This is a genomic window from Arthrobacter sp. UYP6, from assembly GCF_040547315.1.
Classification (GTDB): Bacteria; Actinomycetota; Actinomycetes; order Actinomycetales; family Micrococcaceae; genus Arthrobacter_B.
The window spans coordinates 36,852-54,995 of the sequence record NZ_JBEPPM010000004.1 but is presented as its reverse complement, the minus strand read 5'-3'; the positions used below and the strand labels follow the sequence as shown (position 1 = coordinate 54,995).

Sequence of the window (18,144 nt, the reverse complement as noted above, 5' to 3'; positions counted from 1 at the left end):
ACGCGCGCTCATAGGCTGGTAGGGCGGCGATCCGTCTCTTTGGCCGCAGTGAAAGGCCGGCTAGACCGTGATGCTCCACCTCCGTGATTTTCTGTCGGTTCCGGCCGGCCGCGGCCACCGCTTTCCCGCCGTCCGGGTTGCCGCCGGCCTGCTGATTCCGCTGCTGGTCCTGATTCTGATTGGCCACACCGATCTGACCATGTGCGCCGTCTTCGGCTCCCTGACCGGAGTCTTTGGCCGCAGCGAACCGCACTGGCGCCGGCTCCGGCATCAAAGCCAGTCCGGTGCGCTGATGTGCCTGACCGTGGTTGCCGGAGTTTCCCTCTCCCTGACCGGTGGCGGCCCCTGGGAAGTCGTTGCGGCCGCCACAGTGATCGCCGGAGCCATATCCGTTGCCGCCGACTACCTGCGCGTGCGTCCCGCCGGACCGTTCACCTATATTTTCGCCTTCACAGCAACCGCCGCCGCCCCTTTCTCCGGCACCGTGGGCGAAGCCGCCCTAGTTGCAGCCGGCAGCGCACTGACTGCGGTCCTCCTCGGGATTGCCGGCCGGGCACATGCGCGGCGACACACCCCGGTGCTTCCCCGAACACCGGTGCCGGCGCCGAACTGGAGCGCCATCCTGCAGCACTCGGGCAGATACATCACCGCCGTGGCCGCGGCAGGATCCCTGGCCGTGCTGGTGGGACCCGGACACAGCTACTGGGCCATGCTGGCAGCTTGCGCTCCGATTGCCGCCGCCGATGCAGCCCGGGCACCACTGCGGGCAATCCATTTCATCCTGGGAACCTATGCGGGAGTACTGCTCTCAGGGCTGCTGCTGCAGCCGGAGTGGTCTGCGGTGCAGCTGGCCGTTCTGCTCACCGCGCTGCAGTTCGCCGGCGAGGTGTACGTGATCCGGCACTACGCGCTGGCCATGGTCTTCCTGACACCGGTGGCACTGCTGATGACCGACTTTGCGTCCCACCAGCCGGTGTGGGACCTGACTGTGGATCGGGCGGTGGAAACCACCATCGGTGCGGTGGTCGCCGTCGTCGTTGTGTTGCTCACCACGCAGCGGAAGCCGGCCGGGCCGCCTGTCCCAACCGCCGGCGCCGCGGCTATTAACGCCCGTCGAAGCCCAAACCGGCGCAAACGCCGGACCCTCCGGCAGCCCGGCGAATAGACTTTCTTCCATGACGGACCGACCCCGGATCCTCGTCGTGGAAGATGACCGCCGGCTGGCCCGGATGCTGGCGGACCTCCTGAAGTCGGAGGGATATCTGGTGACGCTGGCCTTTGACGGGCAGCGCGCACTGCACGAGGGTCTGACCCATCCCTTCGACGTGCTGCTGCTGGACCGCGGGCTGCCTGCCATCGAGGGCCTGGATGTGCTGGCCCGGCTCCGCAGCCGCGGGGTGCTGACACCGGCCCTGATCCTCTCCGCACTGGGCAATCCTGCGGACCGGGTGGAGGGGCTGAACCGCGGCGCTGAAGATTACCTGGCAAAGCCCTTTGACGTTGACGAGCTGCTGGCGCGGCTGCGGGCGCTGCAGCGCCGGAACATCACCCGGGTGCCGGTGCTGCCCGTGCCCGGCGGCACCCTGGACACCACTGGGCGAACCGTCACCACCGACAGTGGGGAAGTGGTGGTGCTCTCGGACCGGGAGGGTGCACTGCTGGAACACCTCGCGCGGCGGCCCGGCCAGGTTTTTCCCCGGGCGGACCTGCTGGACGCGGTCTTTCCCGAAGCGGACGACGACGGCGTGGTGGACACGTATGTGCATTACCTCCGGCGAAAACTGGATAGGGAAGCGGTGCTCACTGTGCGCGGCGTCGGCTACCGGCTGGGGGTGCGGACATGAGGGTGCGGATATGACGGTATGGTCATGACGTTACGGCGCATGAGGATGCGGCGGCCGATGACGCGCATGACCCGCAGTCCGGAGGAAACCGAGCTGCGGCGGGCGGCGCTGCGCCTGGCCGTACAGTTCACGGCGCTGACCGTGGTGCTGCTGGGTCTGGCCGGCATCCTTGTCTACGGATTGGTCTCCACCCAAAACCGTGAGGCGGCCGATCAGACCATGGCCGCGGAGGTGCAGATCGATTCTCCGCGGGAAGCACCCCTGGATGTTTTTCTGGCCGTGTATGACGACGGCCGGCTGGCGGTGTCGCGCAACATGCATTCCACTGGATGAGGAGGCCGCTCACAATGGTGGCCGCCAGCGGCGAATCACTCCGGACTACCGTGACGGCGGGCGACCGGCCCTACGGGGACCGGACCTACGAAGTGCTGACCGTTCGGCGCGGCGGTGACGTGGTGCAGGCAGCCGTTGACACGCATGAGGCGACCGAGCAGCTGCGCCGGCTCAGCCTCGCCTTGGTTGTCTCGGTCCTGGTCTCGGTCCTGGCGGCCGGACTGGTGGCGGGCGCGTTTTCCGCCATCGGCCGCACGGGCTGCCATGCGGCCGATGGCCGGGGCGCTGGCCCTGCAGCGACGGTTCGTGGCCGACGCCAGCCATGAACTGAGGACACCGCTGACGCTCCTAAGCGCCTGCGCACAGCTGCTCCGGCGTCGGCTGGCGTCGTCGTTGTCGTCAGCGTCACCGGTGTCGCCGGCGGATGCGGCAGAGGTGCCGCCCGAATCTTCGCCAGACAGGCACGCCGATGCGGAGGCGCTCCAAGCCGCGGTCGGGGCAGCGACGCCCAGGACACTCAGGAAGCTCCTGCAGCCTGACCTCGGGCCGGGCTGGCATTGAACCGAACGGCTGCATACCAGCCGATATCCAGAACTGTCCCAGCAACAATAAGGCAACAATAAGGCAACAAAAAGGGAACGTCCGGACCAGATGGCCGGACGTTCCCTTTTTGTGTATCCCTCTCGAAGAGCGGGTCCGTTCGCTTCCCGCGCACCGAGGTGAACTACGGCGTGGTTAGGCTACGCGGTAGTACACGGCGCCGGAACCGACGTTAGCGCTCTGCTGAACAGTCTGGTTGCCGTTCCACCCGCTGTGGATGGCCTGGCCGTCACCGACGTAGATGGCGATGTGGGCAAAGCCCATGCCGCCGTCAGCGTAGAAGGCGATGTCGCCGGGCTGGGGGTCAGAAACCGGAGTTCCGTATGCAGCAAGCTGCGCCGGTGACAGGTCGCCAACGGAGTGGCCGGCTGCCCGGAGGGCAACCTCAACCAGGACGGTGCAGTCCTGGGCGGCACCCATCTGGGCATAGGCGGAGCTCAGCATGATGGCGTTCGTGCCGGTCACAGCTGCACCGGTGGGAGCAGCCGGTGTCACAGCGGACGCCTGGGTGGTGATGCTGCTGAAGTCGGCCACAGCGGCGGTCTCTACGGCCGGAGCGGCATAGACAGCTTCGGCCGGAGCAGCGTAGTCGGCTTCGGCGGGAGCAGCATAGGCAGCTTCAGCAACTGCAGCCACGGCGCCGCCGGCGTACGTGATGACATCACCGGGGTAGATGATGGATTCCAGTGACAGGCCGTTCAGCGCCAGGACGTCGTCCAAGGTGACGCCGTACGTTGCAGCAATTTTGCTCAGCGTATCGCCGGACTGGACAACGTGGGTTGAGCCGGTGGCGGCAGCGGCGGGTGCCGCAGCCTCCACGGGAGCAGCTACAGGAGCCTCCACAGGAGCAGCTACAGCGGCAGGAGCGCTGTAGGACTCGGTTGAGTCGTTGGCGATGACGCCCGCCGAAGCGGGACCGGCCATGCTCAGCACCAGACCGGAGCCTGCTGCCATGACGGCAGCGGCGCTGCCGATGGTGCGTGCTTTACCGCTGGTTGCGGTCGCGATGGAGGCCAGCAGTCCGGCGTTGTTGGCACGGTGGCGTCCACGAGTGTTGTTAAAAGACAATGAGTTACCTCTCCCGATACCTGCGAGGTGAGCTGTCGGATGCGGATGGGAGTCATCCGGTCCGCCGAAGAAACCTCGGCTGACTTAACCCCAAGGATTCAAAGGAACCCGTAGATGGTTCCCCCGCCTCTGCCGAAGTGTTTATATCTGTGGACCTTGACCAGCGGCAGAGTTAGGTAACAAGCCAAGGGAGCCGCTTCAGATAACGGCATGGGTTCTACTGTAGGAGAAGATTACGGGGAGATAACTATTTAGTAACGGAACTCGCAGGAGGGTGTGAGTGGCGCCTCTTTGTGCTACAAGTGGCCGGTGGCACACTGTGGACGTTCCACCCCGGAACGGCAGGCCCGCGACGGGGGCAGAGGTGGCCTGGGCTCACCACCGCGCACTCCGCGTCCCTCCCGGCTACGCCGGCAAGTCAGCCTGTCGTTGGGCGGATGCGGAAGTGAAGTTCCCGAATCCCAGCATCAGATCACCGGGGGCAAGCCTTAGTCCGCGGACAAGACCGGAGCCCTTAAGCACGGACCCGCGCTGCTCCGGCGGGAACGATTCGTGGTCCCCGCCGTCAGCAAGCACCACGGATTCTGCCTGCACGGCTCCAAGGATCTGGGAGCCGGAACCGAGGACCGAACGTCCGGAGACAACTGCGCCGTGGGCCAGCCGGGCGCGGTCGCCCACCGCCACGGCATCCGCCCGGCCGGCGGTGAGCTGGACTCCGCCGGGTCCCAGCGTGATTTCGGATCCGAGGAGGAGCATTCCGCCGTGCTCGGCGGACAGGAACGCGCCGGGATAAAAGACATTCCGGTGCCCGATGACGCATGAACTCTGCTCATCCACTGAAATAACGGTGCCGGGATAAAACACATTTCCCTCGCCCAGCTGAACTCTGCGGGAAATTAGTGTGGAGGAAGGATCGAGGATCTGCTGGGTGGCACAGAGCTGAAGAATTTCCGCGACGGTGAGGTAACCGAATTCTTGGCGAACGCTGTCGGGGTCATTTCGCTGGAGCTCTGGCATATTCTTCTCTTCCTCCGTCATCTTGCCGGACCGGGCACGCAACCACCGGAACCGGGAGCCCTCCTAGCCTACCCGTCCATTGCGCTCCGCAGCGGCGGGCTGAATACGGGAATTAGCGCTACATGAGCGCCGGTAGGTTTGTCCAGAGTGCCGGTCCGAGTCCAGATGCAGGTGATCTGAAGAAACAAAGGCATCTCCCTCATCCCGGGAAGCCTCCCGGCAGGTTAGGAGCGCAGATATGCCAAGGTAGCCAGCACCCGGCGGTGGCCGCTGTCCGACGGAGAGAGGCCGAGTTTCGCGAAAATGTTGCCGATATGTTTGCTGACTGCGGTTTCGGAAACGGAAATAGCCTGTGCAATGGCGGTGTTTCCAAGACCCTCCGCCACTAGTCCCAGCACCTCGAATTCACGCGGGGTCAGCGACCTCACCGGGTCCCGGGTGCTGCGGCGGCTGAACAACTGGGCAATGACCTCCGGATCCATCACGGTGCCACCGGCCAGCACCCGTCTGAGGCCGTCCACAAAATCACCGACCTTTCCCACGCGTTCCTTCAGCAGGTAGCCCACACCCTGCGCGCCTGAGGCCAACAGACGGCTGGCGTACCGGTCCTCCACATAGGCGGAGAGGACAAGGACCGGAAAATCCGGTACCCGTGAACGAAGTTCCAGCGCCGCGCGCAGTCCCTCATTGGTGTACGACGGCGGCATCCGCACATCAAGGACCGCGCCGTCCGCGCTCCCGGGTTCAAACGCAGCGAGCAGGTCCTCGGCATTATCGGCGGACCCGACCACCTCAAACCCCTCGCCCTGGAGCAGCAGTTCCAGGCCCGCACGCAGCAGGGCGTCGTCTTCGGCGATCAGAAGGCGCATGGCAGTTCCACCCTTAATTCGGTTGGTCCGCCCTGCGGACTGGTGAGGATTAGTTTGCCTCCAAAGGCCGAGGCCCGGCGTGCAATTCCGGCGAGACCGGTCCCGGCAGCGAGTCCGGTGCCCGTGCCGGTCCCGCCGCCGTGAGGCGGTACAGCGGCACCGCCGCGTCCGTCGTCGTTCACCCGGACCACCAACACATCTTCGCGCGGGACGGCTTCGGTCCGGAGGATCACTTCAATCCGCGACGCATCCGAGTGCTTCGCGGCGTTGGTCAGGGCCTCGGCCAGGATGAAGTAAGCGGCCGCTTCCACAGCCGCCGGAGCCCGGAGCAGACCGTGCACGTCCAGGGAACACGGAATAGGGGACCGGCTGGTCAGCGCGGACGCGGCGCCGCCCAGACCCAATTCATCAAGAATGGGCGGATAAATGTCATGCACGGCCTCGCGCAGCCCGGCCAGGGCTTCCGTGGCGGCATCCTGGGCGCGGCCGATGAACGGCACCGCTGCCGCCGGATCGGTTTCCGCAGCACGCTGGGCCAGCCCGAGCATCATGACCACGCCCACCAGCCGGTTCTGGGCGCCGTCGTGCAGTTCCCGTTCGATCCGGCGCAGTTCCGCGGCGTGCGCGGTGAGGGCGCTGGCCCGGGCAGCGGAAAGATCCTGGATCCGGCGGGAGAGCTCGTCGTAGCGGCGGGGCGAGAGAATCGCCAGCGTTCCGCCGCTGAGCCGCCGCGCCATCCACGGCGGCAACAGCCAGGCAGCAAGTGCGTAGGCCAGCCCCAGCAACACGGTGACTGCCGCGGCGGGCCAGCTGGTCACCGGAAAGGCCAGCTCCAGCGGCGTCGCCTGCGGAAACAGCATCCACCACGGCGCAGCGAGTACATAGAGCACGGCGGCCAGGGGCAGCGCCACGGCGAGGCATCCGGCCAGCAGGGCAAAAGCGCCGTGGAACAACAGCCAGGACACATCGCGCTTTGTTTCCGGGGCACTCACCAGCGCTGCCAGCTCGCCGAAGCTCTGCCGGCCATCCAGCCGGCGGCGGTCAAAGGGTACGACGGCGGAGCTATAGGCGCCGGCGCGGGCCTGCGCCCGGGACGCCAGCAGATTCAGGGCCGCCAACAGGCGCGGAACCGGATACAGTCCAACACCCAGCGGCAGGAAGGGAAGCAGTACGACGCCGGCTATGAGGAGTCCCAGCGACGCCGGCCAGGACAAACCCTCGCGCAGCAGGAAGCGGACATCCCGCAGGCGGGTCTCCAGGCTGGCACGGGCGGGAAGTATCACCTGCCCGATTATGCCCTGCCGCACACACGGTGTCGGTATAGCCAGCTATACCCCGGATTGGGTTGCTGGCCGTATCGGTTCGGGGATTGCTGCTCCGTAGCGTCGAAGACAGCGAAAGTGCGGCGGCAACCGGCCGCCGCGGCCCGACACAAAGGACGTCTCCATGTACACCGACGGCACTGAACTCCCCGGACCGGCTGCCCTGCAGCTGGAGGGAGTGTCCAAGAGCTACCGCTCCGGCACCGGAAGCGTACCGGCCCTGCGCGGGGTGTCCCTTGCCGTGCCGGCAGGGACCTTTACGGCCGTGATGGGGCCATCCGGTTCCGGCAAGAGCACCCTGCTGCAGTGCGCCGCCGGGCTTGACACCCCGGACAGCGGACGGGTGCTGCTGGGATCCACCGATATCTCGGCCCTGCGCAGGAGGGCCCTGACCGTGTTCCGCCGGGACCACGTGGGGTTTGTGTTCCAGTCCTACAACCTGCTGCCCCAGCTTTCCGTTGCCCGCAACGTCACGCTGCCGCTGCTGCTGGGCGGCCGCAGCGTGGACCGGGAATGGCTTGACTATGTCCTGGAAGCCGTGGGGCTGAGCGGCCTGAATGAACGGAAGCCACAGGAACTCTCCGGCGGGCAGCAGCAGCGGGCCGCAATCGCCCGTGCCCTGATCACCCGCCCCGATGCTGTCTTCGCCGATGAGCCCACCGGAGCCCTGGACTCGGCCACCGCCCGGCAGGTCCTTGATCTGCTGCGGCACACGGTGACCGATCTGGGACAGACGGTGGTGATGGTGACCCACGATCCGGTGGCCGCCTGCTCCGCGGACAACGTCATCTTCCTCGCTGACGGGCATCTGGACGGCAGTATGGCCAACGCCAGCGTCCGGGACGTCACCGAGCGCGTGGCCTACCTGGGGGAGCGGTAACGATGTTTGCACTGGCTACAGCATCTATCCGGCACAACCGAGGCGGTTTCGCCGGCGTCTTTTTTGCCGTCTTCCTGTGCGCCGCGCTGATCTCGGCCATGGGAATCCTCATCGAATCGGGGCTGCGCGGAGGTACGGCCCCGCAGCACCTCGCCGGCGCCGACGTAGTTGTGGCGGCTCCGCAGTCGATGCCCGTACCGGAGGACATTGCGGCGCCTTTTGCCGAACGCGTCCTTCTTCCCGCCGGCAAGGTGAACGACGTGGCCGCCGTGCCGGGTGTGGAGCGGGCGGTCGGGAATCTCAGCATTCCCCTGGTCGGCGGGGAGGGGGAGAGCATCGAGGCGGCCGCGTGGGAATCAGCGGCGCTGGCACCCTATGCGCTGACCTCCGGCCGGGCACCGCAGGGAACGCAGGAGATTGTTCTGGACGACTCCTTCGGGGCCGCTGAGGGTTCCCGCATTGTGCTGTTCCATGGGGGAGAACCCGCTGAGTACACGGTGGCCGGCACCGTCACAGCGCAGGGGAGTGCCGCACGCGGTGATACCGATACCAGCACCGGCTCCGCGGTACCGGCTGCTTTCCTTAGTTCCTCCGGCGCTGCAGCCCTGTGGCCGCACGCGGGAATGCTCACCTCTGTGGGGGTAATAGCGGAACCCGGTGCCGATCCCGGAAAGCTGGCGGCTGCCATCGAGACTGAAGTGGCCGGCGTCGTGGGCTATACCGGAGACCGCCGCGGCGACGTGGAGACGCCGGGCGGCGCCGCCGGCCGCACGATGCTGTTGGTACTGAGTGCCTCCCTGGCCGGGACGGCCGTGATGACAGCGGTCTTTGTGACGGCGGGAACCCTGTCCCTGTCGATCATGTCGCGGCGGCGTGAGTTCGCCCTCCTGCGCGCCGTCGGAGCCGGCGCCGGCCAAACCCTCGCACTGATTGTGCGCGAGGTGGTGCTGGTAGCGGGGGCTGCCGCGGTCCTGGGGTCGCTGCCCGGGTTCTGGCTTGCCCAGCTCCTGGCGCGCCAGTTCACAGCCGGCGGGATCATCCCCGCGGACTTTGCCCTGGCCTACAGCCCGCTCCCGGCGCTCGCGGCTGTGCTGCTGAGCTCTGCGGCCGCAGCCGGAGCTTCTCTGGTTGCCGCCCGCGGAGCCGTGCGGGCAACACCTACAACGGCACTGCGGGAAGCTGTCACGGAAAACCCTGCCCTTGGCCGGCGTCGGGCTGTCACGGGCCTGGTCCTGCTGGGCAGCGGACTGCTTGCCGCGCTCACACCGCTGGCCGTGCCCGGCCTGGCTGGCCTGACGGCGGCTGCGGGAAGCGTGCTGCTGCTGGTCATCGGTGCCGCAGTGCTCGGGCCGTGGATCGTGACGGGCGTCCTCAACGGAGTGCGGCCGCTGCTGCGCCGCAGCCCGTCTGCGTCCCTGGTCCTGGCGGAAGCCAATGCGGCTGCCTTTCCCCGCCGGCTCGCGGCCGGAATAGTTCCGCTGGCTTTGGCTATGGCCCTGGGGTCGGTGCAGCTGTTTATCGCGCCGACAGTGGAGACCGAGGCGGCGCAACAGTCCCGGGACTCAGTGGTGGCCGACTATCTGGTTTCGGCACCGGGTTCCGGTATCTCCGCTGATCTTGCCGACCGGGTTGCGCAGGTGCCCGGTGTGCAGGCGGCAACCCCGGTGGCCCGTTCCGCCGTTCTGGTCCAGGCCGCCTTCCTGGGCGTGGAGGAGACCGTAGAGGCCTACACTATTTCCGGGCTGGGCGGACAGGACCCGGAGAAGTCGCTGGATCTTGGGCTCAGCGAGGGTTCGCTGGGGCGGCTGGCCGAGCCCGGAACCGTGGCGCTCAGCGACGATCTGGCCCGGGCCTCCGGCACTGCAGTGGGCGCAGACTTCGCCTTCCACTACGGCGACGGAACCGAGGCGACCGCCGTCGTCGTCGCAACCTACGAGCGTGGGCTGGGCTTTGGTGACCTTGCCGTGGACAACGAAACCCTGCGGCAACACACCACCGCCGGGCTGAACGACTACATACTGGTCACCGCGGTTCCCGGGGCGGACGCAGTTCAGCTGCGGGCCGCCGTCGGCGCCCTGGGGCTAACGATGCTGGACCGTGACGAACTGGGTGCGGCCGGGGCTGACGAGCGCAGCGCCGAGTCCTGGATCTCAGTGGTTGGGCTGCTGGTCCTGCTGGGCTACGTTGGCCTGTCCGTGGTCAACGCCCTGGTGATGGCCACCGCGCGGCGGCGGCCGGAGTTTATGCTGCTGCGCGCTCTCGGCGCCTCGGACCGGCAGCTGCGGCGGATGACCGGTATGGAAGCGGTGGTGGTGGTGCTGGCCGCCGTGGTGCTGGGAAGCGTGCTAGCACTGCCGCCGCTGATGGGCATTGCCTTCAACGTTTCCGGGCAGCCGCTTCCCACGATTGTTCCGGCAGTCTTCCTGGCACTTGCCGGAACAACGGCGGTAATTGGCCTGGGTTCCATCGCGGTGGCCACGCGTGCCGCGCTGCGGCCGGTCCGTGGCTAGGGTCGGGATGTGACGCGGTACGGTGCCGCCGTCGTCGAGGGTGTCCCTCCGGCCCGCCGAGTGTAGGGACGATACCGCTCCGGCCCGCCGAGTGTAGGGACGATACCGCTCCGGCTGCGTGAAAGCGGCACGATTGCGACTTTCGATGGTCCGGAACGCCACGACCCCTACACTCGACGGCGCTCGAGGGCGCTCGACGGCGGCCTATCCACACGAGTGTGAAGCCGGCACCTCGGGTGCTTTAAAAGAGGGCAGCCCAGCGTATCCGATTGCGGCTCCCGCTCCGGGGCCGCATAGGATTGCATCCCGGGCCAGGACCGTAGTGACGGCCCGATGTGAACGTCCACAACCCTGAACAGGATTCCTCCCTTTTGAGTATTGACTCGTCTTCCGTCGCCACTTCCGCGCCGTCGTCGTCCGGAACCTCGAACCGCCGCAAGGCAGCCGCGCCTGACTCCCTGGACCCGCGCACCAAGACTGTGATCGGCCTGCTGCTCGTCTCGTCCTTTGTGGTGATCCTGAACGAGACCATCATGAGCGTGGCCCTGCCGCGCCTGATGGCGGATCTGAACATTACCGCCGCAACTGCGCAGTGGCTGACCACCGGATTCATGCTGACCATGGCAGTGGTCATTCCCGCCACCGGATTCCTGCTGCAGCGTTTTTCCATGCGCGGCCTGTTCGTCACCGCCATGTCGCTGTTCAGCGCGGGCACGCTGCTGGCGGCGCTGGCCCCGGGGTTCGGCACGCTGCTGGGCGGCCGCATCATCCAGGCCGGCGGCACGGCGATCATGCTGCCGCTGCTGATGACCACCGTTCTGAACGCCGTGCCTGCACACCGCCGCGGCCGCATGATGGGCACCATCTCGATTGTCATCGCCGTGGCTCCCGCTATTGGGCCGACCGTCTCGGGGATTATCCTCAACGCCCTGGACTGGCGCTGGATGTTCTGGCTCGTCCTGCCGATCGCATTGCTCTCACTGGCGGTGGGCGCCTGGAAGGTCCAAAACCTCACCGAGCCCAAACGCGTGCCTTTTGACGTGCTTTCGATCGTACTGTCCACCTTCGCCTTCGGCGGCCTGATCTTCGGCCTGAGCAGCATCGGCGATGCCGCCCGGGGTGAGGCCCTGATGCCTCTGTGGATTCCCCTGACCGCCGGGGCCCTGGCCATGGCCGGGTTTATCCTGCGCCAGCTGGTGCTCCAACGCTCAGACCGGGCCCTGATGGACCTGCGCACCTTCGCGAGCAAGCCCTTTGTCATCGCCGTCGTCATGGTCCTGGTCAGCATGATGGCGCTGTTTGGCTGTTTGATTGTCCTTCCGCTCTACCTGCAGAACGTCCTGGGCCTCAGCACACTGGATACCGGGCTGATGCTCCTCCCCGGCGGCGCCGTGATGGCGATCCTTTCCCCCATTGTGGGAGGACTCTTCGATCGGTTCGGACCCCGCCCCCTGGTCATTCCGGGAGCACTGGTGCTCAGTGCCGCACTGTGGGGCATGACAACGCTGGACGAGGCCAGCCCGGTCCCCGTCGTCATTGTGCTGCACTGCCTGCTGAACACCGGTCTGGGATTCATTTTCACGCCGCTCTTCACCTCAGCCCTTGGCTCGCTGCACAAATCCCTCTATTCCCACGGCAGCGCGATTATTAATACGCTCCAGCAGCTGGCCGGTGCTGCAGGCACGGCTGTATTCATCACCCTGATGACCGCCGGCACCACAGCAGCAGTCGCCGGAGGGGCTGCGGGTATCCCGGCTGCCGCCGCCGGAGTGCACACGGCATTCTTCTGGGGAGCTGTGATCTCACTGGTGGCCGTGGCGGCGTCGTTCTTCGTGCGACGGCCCACTAATGAAATGCCCGACGGCGTGGCCGTCCACTAAGTTCCGCGTGGGGAAACCAGAGGAGCCGGCGGCGCGGCCCGGAGGTATTGCCGTCTTTGGGATGGCCTGACTTTGGGAGAAGACTATTTTGAGTGCATTCGCGCTGGTATGCAGGGCCGCTGCAGTTTCATCTGCTCCGCGGCGTGTGACAGTCACCGGATTAACTGGTGTCCGCTAAAGCGGAATGTGGTGCGTAGTCTATTCGATGGCCGCTGCCCGGCTAAACTGATTGGCAGGGGTGGTTCAGAATAATCAGAAAAGGGACAAGATCACGTGGCCCAGAGAAGACAAGTTCTGTTGATTGATGACCTTACGGGCGATGACGCACAGGAAACTGTGAAGATCGCCTTGGACGGTGCACAATACGAAATTGACCTGACGTCGGAGCATGCCGCTGAACTTCGTGAGAAGCTCGGGCCGTATATCTCCGCTGGACGCCGCCTGCGCGGCGGATCAACCGGACGCGGCGCACGGCGCGAAGCCGCGCCCCGCAGTGATGACAGCCGAAAGATCCGTGAATGGGCCATTGCAAACGGCTATAAGCCAAGTGCTCGCGGACGTATCAGCCAGGAAATTCGAGAGGCGTACAGCGCAGCTGCGCACTGATCGGTTGCGGTGCATTTCTCCTGATGCGTCGTCCCGCCGCCCTTACGGGGCGGGACGACGCATCAGGAGACCTGTACCGAGCAACAATCCGCCATATTTCGGTGCATCAGCGTCATATAACGGACCACTGGGATTTCGTCGTCAGGCCGGGCAAGCTGGGGAGTGCCCCTCCGCACGGCACCCGGCGCACAGCCGGGGAGGGGGCGCACCCGCGATGCCAGTGGATCAGAGTTTTATCCACACCATCCAGAGCAGCTGAGAGACCTGCCTCCGTGACGCTGCAGCTTCCCCCGGGCTATTCCCCCGGAAAGGTGCTAATGGCAGGAACGATGGAAGGAATACGCCATGACGCACGATCACATTCCCACGAGCCACGCCGGTTCGCTGCCCCGGACCCCGGAGCTCATTGCTGCCAATGCCGCACGCACCTATGCCGACGACGGTTTCACCCTGGAGCGTTCGCCGGAGTTTGAAACATTGTTGACTGATGCCGTTGTTGACCTCGTCCAGCGCCAGAAAGACCTGGGGATTACGATCCCCGGCGACGGAGAATACGGCAAGGCCATGTCCAATGCCGTGGACTACGGTGCCTGGTGGACGTACAGCTTCCAACGCACAGCCGGGCTGGAACTTACCGAATTCAATCCCATCACGGCCGGCGCAGTCCGCAGCGAGCCCGGGAACATTCGACTAACGTCCTTTGCCGACAGGAGGGACTGGACCCGATTCTCCGCCGCCTACTCCGATCCGGAAAGTGGAATTCAGCTCGGCAGGAATGCCACCGCTTTTCCGACAGCCACCGGGCCCATCAGCTACACCGGCCAGCAGGCACTGACGGCTGATATCTCCAACCTCAAGGCGGGTCTGGAAGCAGCAGGTCTTTCCACCGGGTTCATTACCGCACTGTCGCCGGGCTCCGCCAGCCGGATTGGCAATGAGCACTACAAGAGCGAGGAAGAATTCATCTACGCGTGGGCGGATGTCCTTCGCGAGGAATACACGGCAATTATTGCCGCCGGGCTGACCGTTCAGATTGATGATCCCTCGATCGCTGAAAACTGGGACCAGATCAATCCGGAGCCCAGCGTGGAGGATTATCTGCGCTTTACCCGGATTCGTGTTGAAGCGCTGAATTACGCGCTGCGCGGCTTGCCCGAGGAACAGATCCGCTTTCACGTCTGTTGGGGATCATGGCACGGTCCGCACACCAATGACATCGGGTTTGGCGAGATTGTGGACCTGGTGCTGGGCATCAACGCCGGCTCCTACGCCTTTGAGGCAGCCAACGTACGGCACGAACATGAGTGGACCATCTGGCGTGACACGCATTTACCCGAAGGCAAGGTCCTGGTTCCGGGCGTGGTATCCCATGCCACCAATGTGGTGGAACATCCGGAGCTGGTGGCGCAGCGGATTGAACGTTTTGCCGGGCTCGTTGGTCGGGAAAACGTCATTGCCGGAACCGATTGCGGCCTGGGCGGGCGTCTTCATCCCGACATTGCCGTTGCCAAGCTCGAATCGTTGGGCAGGGGCGCGCAGATCGCGGGTAACCGGCTGTTTGCCGGAGCGTCCTCGGTTCGGTAGGGGTCGATGGGACGGGCGGCCCCCGGACCACAATTTCCGGTGCGGCCCGTGCCCTCCGTCCTTCCGGACACCCACTTACCGCATACCCTTGACGGTTTGCTGAAGCGCACCCATACTCGGTTACTAAACGATCAGTTACCGCCCACGATGCGCTGGAGCCGACATGAGGACCGCAAAGAGCACCGAGACCATGGCGACCACCGAAGAAGCCGGGGGTCCAGAGACTGAAGAGCAGGGTGTCTTTCCGGAGAGCTCCGCTTTCAGCTTTGACCCTACGGCCGTGCTGGATGTGGACAGTGATCTGTACCTGCTGGACAACCTCCTGGATGAACAGGCCAAGGATGTCCAGCGCCGGGTGCGGGCCTTTGTGGACAACGACCTGCTGCCCGTCATCAACGAGTATTGGGAGCGCGCCGAGGTTCCGTATGAGCTGATTCCCAAGCTTGCGGCCCTGAATATTGCCGGCGGAACCATCAAGGGTTACGGCTGCCCCGGCATGACGCGGCTGGCAGCCTCCACCGCTGCTGCGGAGCTGGCGCGCGGTGACGGGTCGATTAACACGTTCTTTGGCGTGCACTCCGGTTTGGCCATGGGCAGCATCGACATGCTCGGCAGCGAAGAGCAGAAGCAGCGCTGGCTCCCGCCCATGGCCCGGTTTGAGAAGATCGGGGCGTTTGCTCTGACCGAACCCCGGCACGGTTCGGACTCGGTCTCGTTGGAAACGTCCGCTCGGCGGGAGGGGGACGTATATGTCCTCAACGGCAGCAAACGCTGGATCGGCAACGCCAGTTTCGCCGACGTCGTCATCATTTATGCCCGGGATGAAGCCGACGGTGCGGTGAAGGGGTTTGTGATGGAAAAGGACGGCGAGGGGAACCACCCGGCCGGTTACCACGCCGAAGTCATCACCGGGAAAATTGGCAAGCGGGCTGTCCTGCAGCCGAACATTGTCATCAAGGACCTGCGGATTGCGGCGGAGAACCGCCTGGCAAACTGCAACTCCTTCAAGGATGTCAACAAGGTGCTGGCGGCCACGCGCGGGGGAGTGGCATGGGAGGCGCTGGGACATGCCGTTGCTTCCTACGAGATCGCGGTGGCCTACGCCAAGACGCGCGTTCAGTTCGGCAGGGAAATAGGCCGCTTCCAATTGGTACAGAACAAGCTGGCCAACATGCTTGCGCAGCTGACCGCCATCAAGCTGACCTGTTTCCGGCTCAACGAGCTTGCCGATCAAGGCGAGATGACCAGCCCCATGGCGTCGATGGCCAAGATGTTCGCCGCCCGCCAGGGTCGCTGGATCTGCTCCGAAGCGCGGGACATTATGGGCGGCAACGGACTCCTTCTGGAGAACCATGTGGCCCGGCATCTGACGGACATGGAGGTGGTGTTCACCTACGAGGGCACGGATTCCATGCAGTCTCTGATCCTGGGCCGGCACATTACGGGGTTCTCGGCGTTCGCCCAGTAGACGGGGTGCCTGTCAGCTAAGGCAGCGCATGTATATCAATTGCCATCCAACTATATCCGGATTCTTGGATATACGGCCTCATCCGCAGCACAGACAGCATGAGTACGCATCGCGTTGCACCGACACCCATAAAAAACTTCCACCTACGGTAGGCCGCTGCATAGGATGGCACAAAGTGGCAGGGGTGCTGCCGCTGCGCTCAACGAGGGGGACGCGTGGCTGATTGGAGTGACGTGCTGGCATCGGTTGCCGCCGCACTCGGCGGGGATAAGGCGGAAGGTAAACGCCTGCTGTCGGCTTGCTGGGAGAACACAGCGGACGTAGACCATGCCCAGCGATGTGTGCTGGCGCATTACCTGGCGGATGTCCAGGACGGCATCGATGACGAAATCACCTGGGATGAAAGAGCCCTGACGGAGCACGGTTTTCTTTGTGAGACCGACCTGGCGCCGGTCGGTATTCCTTCGGTGCAGGGGCTGCTTCCCTCGCTGCACCTGAACCTGGGTGACGGCTACCTGCGCCGGGGCCGGATTGGCCTGGCGCAAAAGCACCGGCATGCTGGCCAGGTTCACAGCTCCCACCTAACCCACGACGGTTACGGTGCCATGATTCGGAGCGGGCTGAAAAACCTGGGGGACCGTATCACAGCGGTAGGGACAAGGGAGTGATCGGGACACGGGGCGTCGCCAATTGGTAGCTGACCCCCGGAGCGCTTTTCCAGACCGTGTGGAACGTCTTGGAGCGCAGGCATCCGCGTGCCGCCTTAGCGGATGGGGCGGCTCCCCGCGAAAAAGAAAACGCCTGCAGCTACTCCGCCGCAGAGCGCGGCGGGCCACGGGATAAGGCCTGCGGCACCGAGCAGCAGCAAAGCCGCTCCCGCTGCACCAAGAACAAGGGCTACCCAGCTTGGAGCTCGCCACAGGGACGGGAGCTTCATATCACCGCTGACCATTCCGGCCACGGTCCCCAAGATCACCGCGGCAACTGCGGCCACAGCTAAGCCCGGCACACCGGGGTCCGGGGCTAGCCAGGGATCGGCGATCCCCAGAGAAGGGGCCAGCATGAGGGGCAGCGAAAAGCTGAGAATCAGGGTAAGGGCTACGATTACCCCCACTGTGGACCGCCGACCGCGATCCTTGGAGGTGCTGCTCATCCGAGCAAGAGCCAGACAGGCGAGGGTGGCCGCTGCGGGCCCAAGGGTGGATAGTACGGCGATCCACAGCGGGGCAACAGTTGCCACTGCGCCTTGGGACCATTGAATGGCGACGTCGGACGGAAGCCTGAAGGAGTACCCCGCTGCCAAAACGAGACTTGAGACAATAACTGCAGACACAGGGACGGCTACCGGCCGTCGGAACCGAAAATCAGCGGTTCTTGGTGTGGTGGTCTGAGTGCGCGGACCCATCATGGCCACCGTCCCCGGTTGATTGGTCAGTTCAAAGTTTCACGGTGGTGATGTCCTGTCAAGGTTTACTTTCGTCCCCGATGTCCGCGTTGAGAATGTATAAACCTGCAATCTTGCTGTCCCCGGCGAAGGACACCCTGCCAATCATGGTTCCCGCTTCAAAGTGCAGAGGCACGTCCACGACGGTCAGCTCTCCAATCCTCCGAGCTGCTGGATGTCCGCTGTACCCGAACGAGCCCACCGTAGCCAGGATGTTCGCCCACACATCGCCCAGTTGTTCGTGGGTCAGAGCCTGCTGCATCGCCTCGTTGAAGTCCGAGTAAATGTCGCCGCCCCTGCCCGCGCGCAGCAAGTCAAAAACACGCGTCGCCCGTGCACACTCGACCTCAAAAGCGCTCGTCGCCAGCGGGCTGCCGGTCCGGGGATCGACGGCGTGGCCAAACCGCTGGTACGCGGCCTGCCGTGAAATCCCCAGCGTGGTCCCCACTTCCTGCCAGGTGGCTCCCCGGTGCCGGGCATCCTCGACAAGCGCGGACAGCAGCGCTTCAGCACCACTTCGCAAAGCAGCTGCAGTGCGAACCTTGAGCAGGGTCGACTCGTGATCTTTGCCGTCGTTCAGCCCGGCTGCCAGTGCCTGGGTACGGACAAGCAGGGCGCTGATCAGGGAGGCAGCACTTTGGTCCTCAGCCATGCCTCCAAGTCTCCCTTTACAGCCCGAAGGCGTCAAGGAAACATTTACAGGAGCAGGGACCGGAGGA

Annotated in this window: 18 protein-coding genes and 1 riboswitch; of the genes, 12 read left to right on the top strand and 6 right to left on the bottom strand. The window is 65.0% G+C overall.

Features of this window, described 5'->3' with window-relative positions; all coding sequences use genetic code 11:
- Positions 1-70: 70 nt before the first annotated feature.
- Genes ABIB35_RS04565 through ABIB35_RS04545 form a run of 5 tightly spaced genes read left to right on the top strand, consistent with a single transcriptional unit; the run spans position 71 to position 2,738 of the window.
- The gene (locus ABIB35_RS04565; protein WP_354179553.1) at positions 71-1,165 is read left to right on the top strand and encodes an FUSC family protein; all 1,095 of its coding nucleotides are present in this window, start codon (positions 71-73) and stop codon (positions 1,163-1,165) included.
- Positions 1,166-1,175: 10 nt separating this feature from the next.
- Positions 1,176-1,844: a response regulator transcription factor gene (locus tag ABIB35_RS04560; RefSeq protein ID WP_354179294.1), complete on the top strand. Its 669-nt coding sequence runs from the start codon at positions 1,176-1,178 to the stop codon at positions 1,842-1,844.
- Positions 1,845-1,901: 57 nt separating this feature from the next.
- Entirely contained in the window at positions 1,902-2,177 is a 276-nt protein-coding gene (locus ABIB35_RS04555; protein ID WP_354179293.1) for a hypothetical protein, read from the top strand.
- Between the two features lie 14 nt (positions 2,178-2,191).
- Complete coding sequence (locus ABIB35_RS04550) at positions 2,192-2,503, top strand: hypothetical protein (protein WP_354179569.1); 312 nt, start codon at positions 2,192-2,194, stop codon at positions 2,501-2,503.
- Complete coding sequence (locus ABIB35_RS04545; protein ID WP_354179551.1) at positions 2,442-2,738, top strand: histidine kinase dimerization/phospho-acceptor domain-containing protein; 297 nt, start codon at positions 2,442-2,444, stop codon at positions 2,736-2,738. Before ABIB35_RS04550 ends, ABIB35_RS04545 begins: the two co-directional genes overlap by 62 nt.
- 174 nt (positions 2,739-2,912) lie before the next feature.
- Here the strand turns inward: ABIB35_RS04545 and ABIB35_RS04540 are convergent, their stop codons facing one another.
- The 4 genes from ABIB35_RS04540 to ABIB35_RS04525 form a co-directional block, all read right to left on the bottom strand.
- A complete protein-coding gene (locus ABIB35_RS04540) occupies positions 2,913-3,845 on the bottom strand; it encodes a LysM peptidoglycan-binding domain-containing protein (protein ID WP_354179292.1) in 933 nt (310 codons plus the stop codon).
- A gap of 3 nt (positions 3,846-3,848) precedes the next feature.
- Positions 3,849-3,994: riboswitch (cyclic di-AMP (ydaO/yuaA leader) on the bottom strand.
- 256 nt (positions 3,995-4,250) lie between these two features.
- Positions 4,251-4,862, bottom strand: a complete 612-nt coding sequence (locus ABIB35_RS04535; RefSeq protein WP_354179291.1) for an LbetaH domain-containing protein — start codon at positions 4,860-4,862, stop codon at positions 4,251-4,253.
- 224 nt (positions 4,863-5,086) lie between these two features.
- Positions 5,087-5,731 carry a response regulator gene (locus ABIB35_RS04530; protein WP_354179290.1) on the bottom strand — a complete coding sequence of 215 codons (645 nt, stop codon included), beginning with the start codon at positions 5,729-5,731 and terminating at the stop codon, positions 5,087-5,089.
- Entirely contained in the window at positions 5,719-7,014 is a 1,296-nt protein-coding gene (locus tag ABIB35_RS04525) for a sensor histidine kinase (protein WP_354179289.1), read from the bottom strand. Before ABIB35_RS04525 ends, ABIB35_RS04530 begins: the two co-directional genes overlap by 13 nt.
- A 163-nt stretch (positions 7,015-7,177) precedes the next feature.
- Here ABIB35_RS04525 and ABIB35_RS04520 point away from each other — a divergent pair, with 163 nt between their 5' ends.
- From ABIB35_RS04520 to ABIB35_RS04490, 7 genes are all read left to right on the top strand, one after another.
- Positions 7,178-7,933: an ABC transporter ATP-binding protein gene (locus tag ABIB35_RS04520; RefSeq protein ID WP_354179288.1), complete on the top strand. Its 756-nt coding sequence runs from the start codon at positions 7,178-7,180 to the stop codon at positions 7,931-7,933.
- 2 nt (positions 7,934-7,935) lie between these two features.
- Positions 7,936-10,443 carry an FtsX-like permease family protein gene (locus tag ABIB35_RS04515; RefSeq protein WP_354179287.1) on the top strand — a complete coding sequence of 836 codons (2,508 nt, stop codon included), beginning with the start codon at positions 7,936-7,938 and terminating at the stop codon, positions 10,441-10,443.
- 371 nt (positions 10,444-10,814) lie between these two features.
- Positions 10,815-12,323, top strand: a complete 1,509-nt coding sequence (locus tag ABIB35_RS04510; protein WP_502915729.1) for an MDR family MFS transporter — start codon at positions 10,815-10,817, stop codon at positions 12,321-12,323.
- 273 nt (positions 12,324-12,596) lie between these two features.
- On the top strand, positions 12,597-12,929 hold the full coding sequence (locus tag ABIB35_RS04505) for a histone-like nucleoid-structuring protein Lsr2 (protein WP_354179286.1): 333 nt from the start codon (positions 12,597-12,599) through the stop codon (positions 12,927-12,929).
- A 345-nt stretch (positions 12,930-13,274) separates the two neighbouring features.
- Positions 13,275-14,513: a cobalamin-independent methionine synthase II family protein gene (locus ABIB35_RS04500; protein ID WP_354179284.1), complete on the top strand. Its 1,239-nt coding sequence runs from the start codon at positions 13,275-13,277 to the stop codon at positions 14,511-14,513.
- A gap of 163 nt (positions 14,514-14,676) precedes the next feature.
- Positions 14,677-15,981 carry an acyl-CoA dehydrogenase family protein gene (locus ABIB35_RS04495; RefSeq protein ID WP_354179283.1) on the top strand — a complete coding sequence of 435 codons (1,305 nt, stop codon included), beginning with the start codon at positions 14,677-14,679 and terminating at the stop codon, positions 15,979-15,981.
- A gap of 215 nt (positions 15,982-16,196) precedes the next feature.
- Positions 16,197-16,649, top strand: coding sequence for a hypothetical protein (locus tag ABIB35_RS04490; protein ID WP_354179282.1), 453 nt, complete (start codon positions 16,197-16,199; stop codon positions 16,647-16,649).
- Between the two features lie 95 nt (positions 16,650-16,744).
- On the opposite strand, the gene ABIB35_RS04485 is transcribed toward ABIB35_RS04490, so the two are convergent.
- Positions 16,745-17,221, bottom strand: coding sequence for a hypothetical protein (locus tag ABIB35_RS04485; protein WP_354179281.1), 477 nt, complete (start codon positions 17,219-17,221; stop codon positions 16,745-16,747).
- 223 nt (positions 17,222-17,444) lie between these two features.
- A complete protein-coding gene (locus tag ABIB35_RS04480; protein ID WP_354179280.1) occupies positions 17,445-18,077 on the bottom strand; it encodes a DUF3887 domain-containing protein in 633 nt (210 codons plus the stop codon).
- Positions 18,078-18,144: the final 67 nt, after the last annotated feature.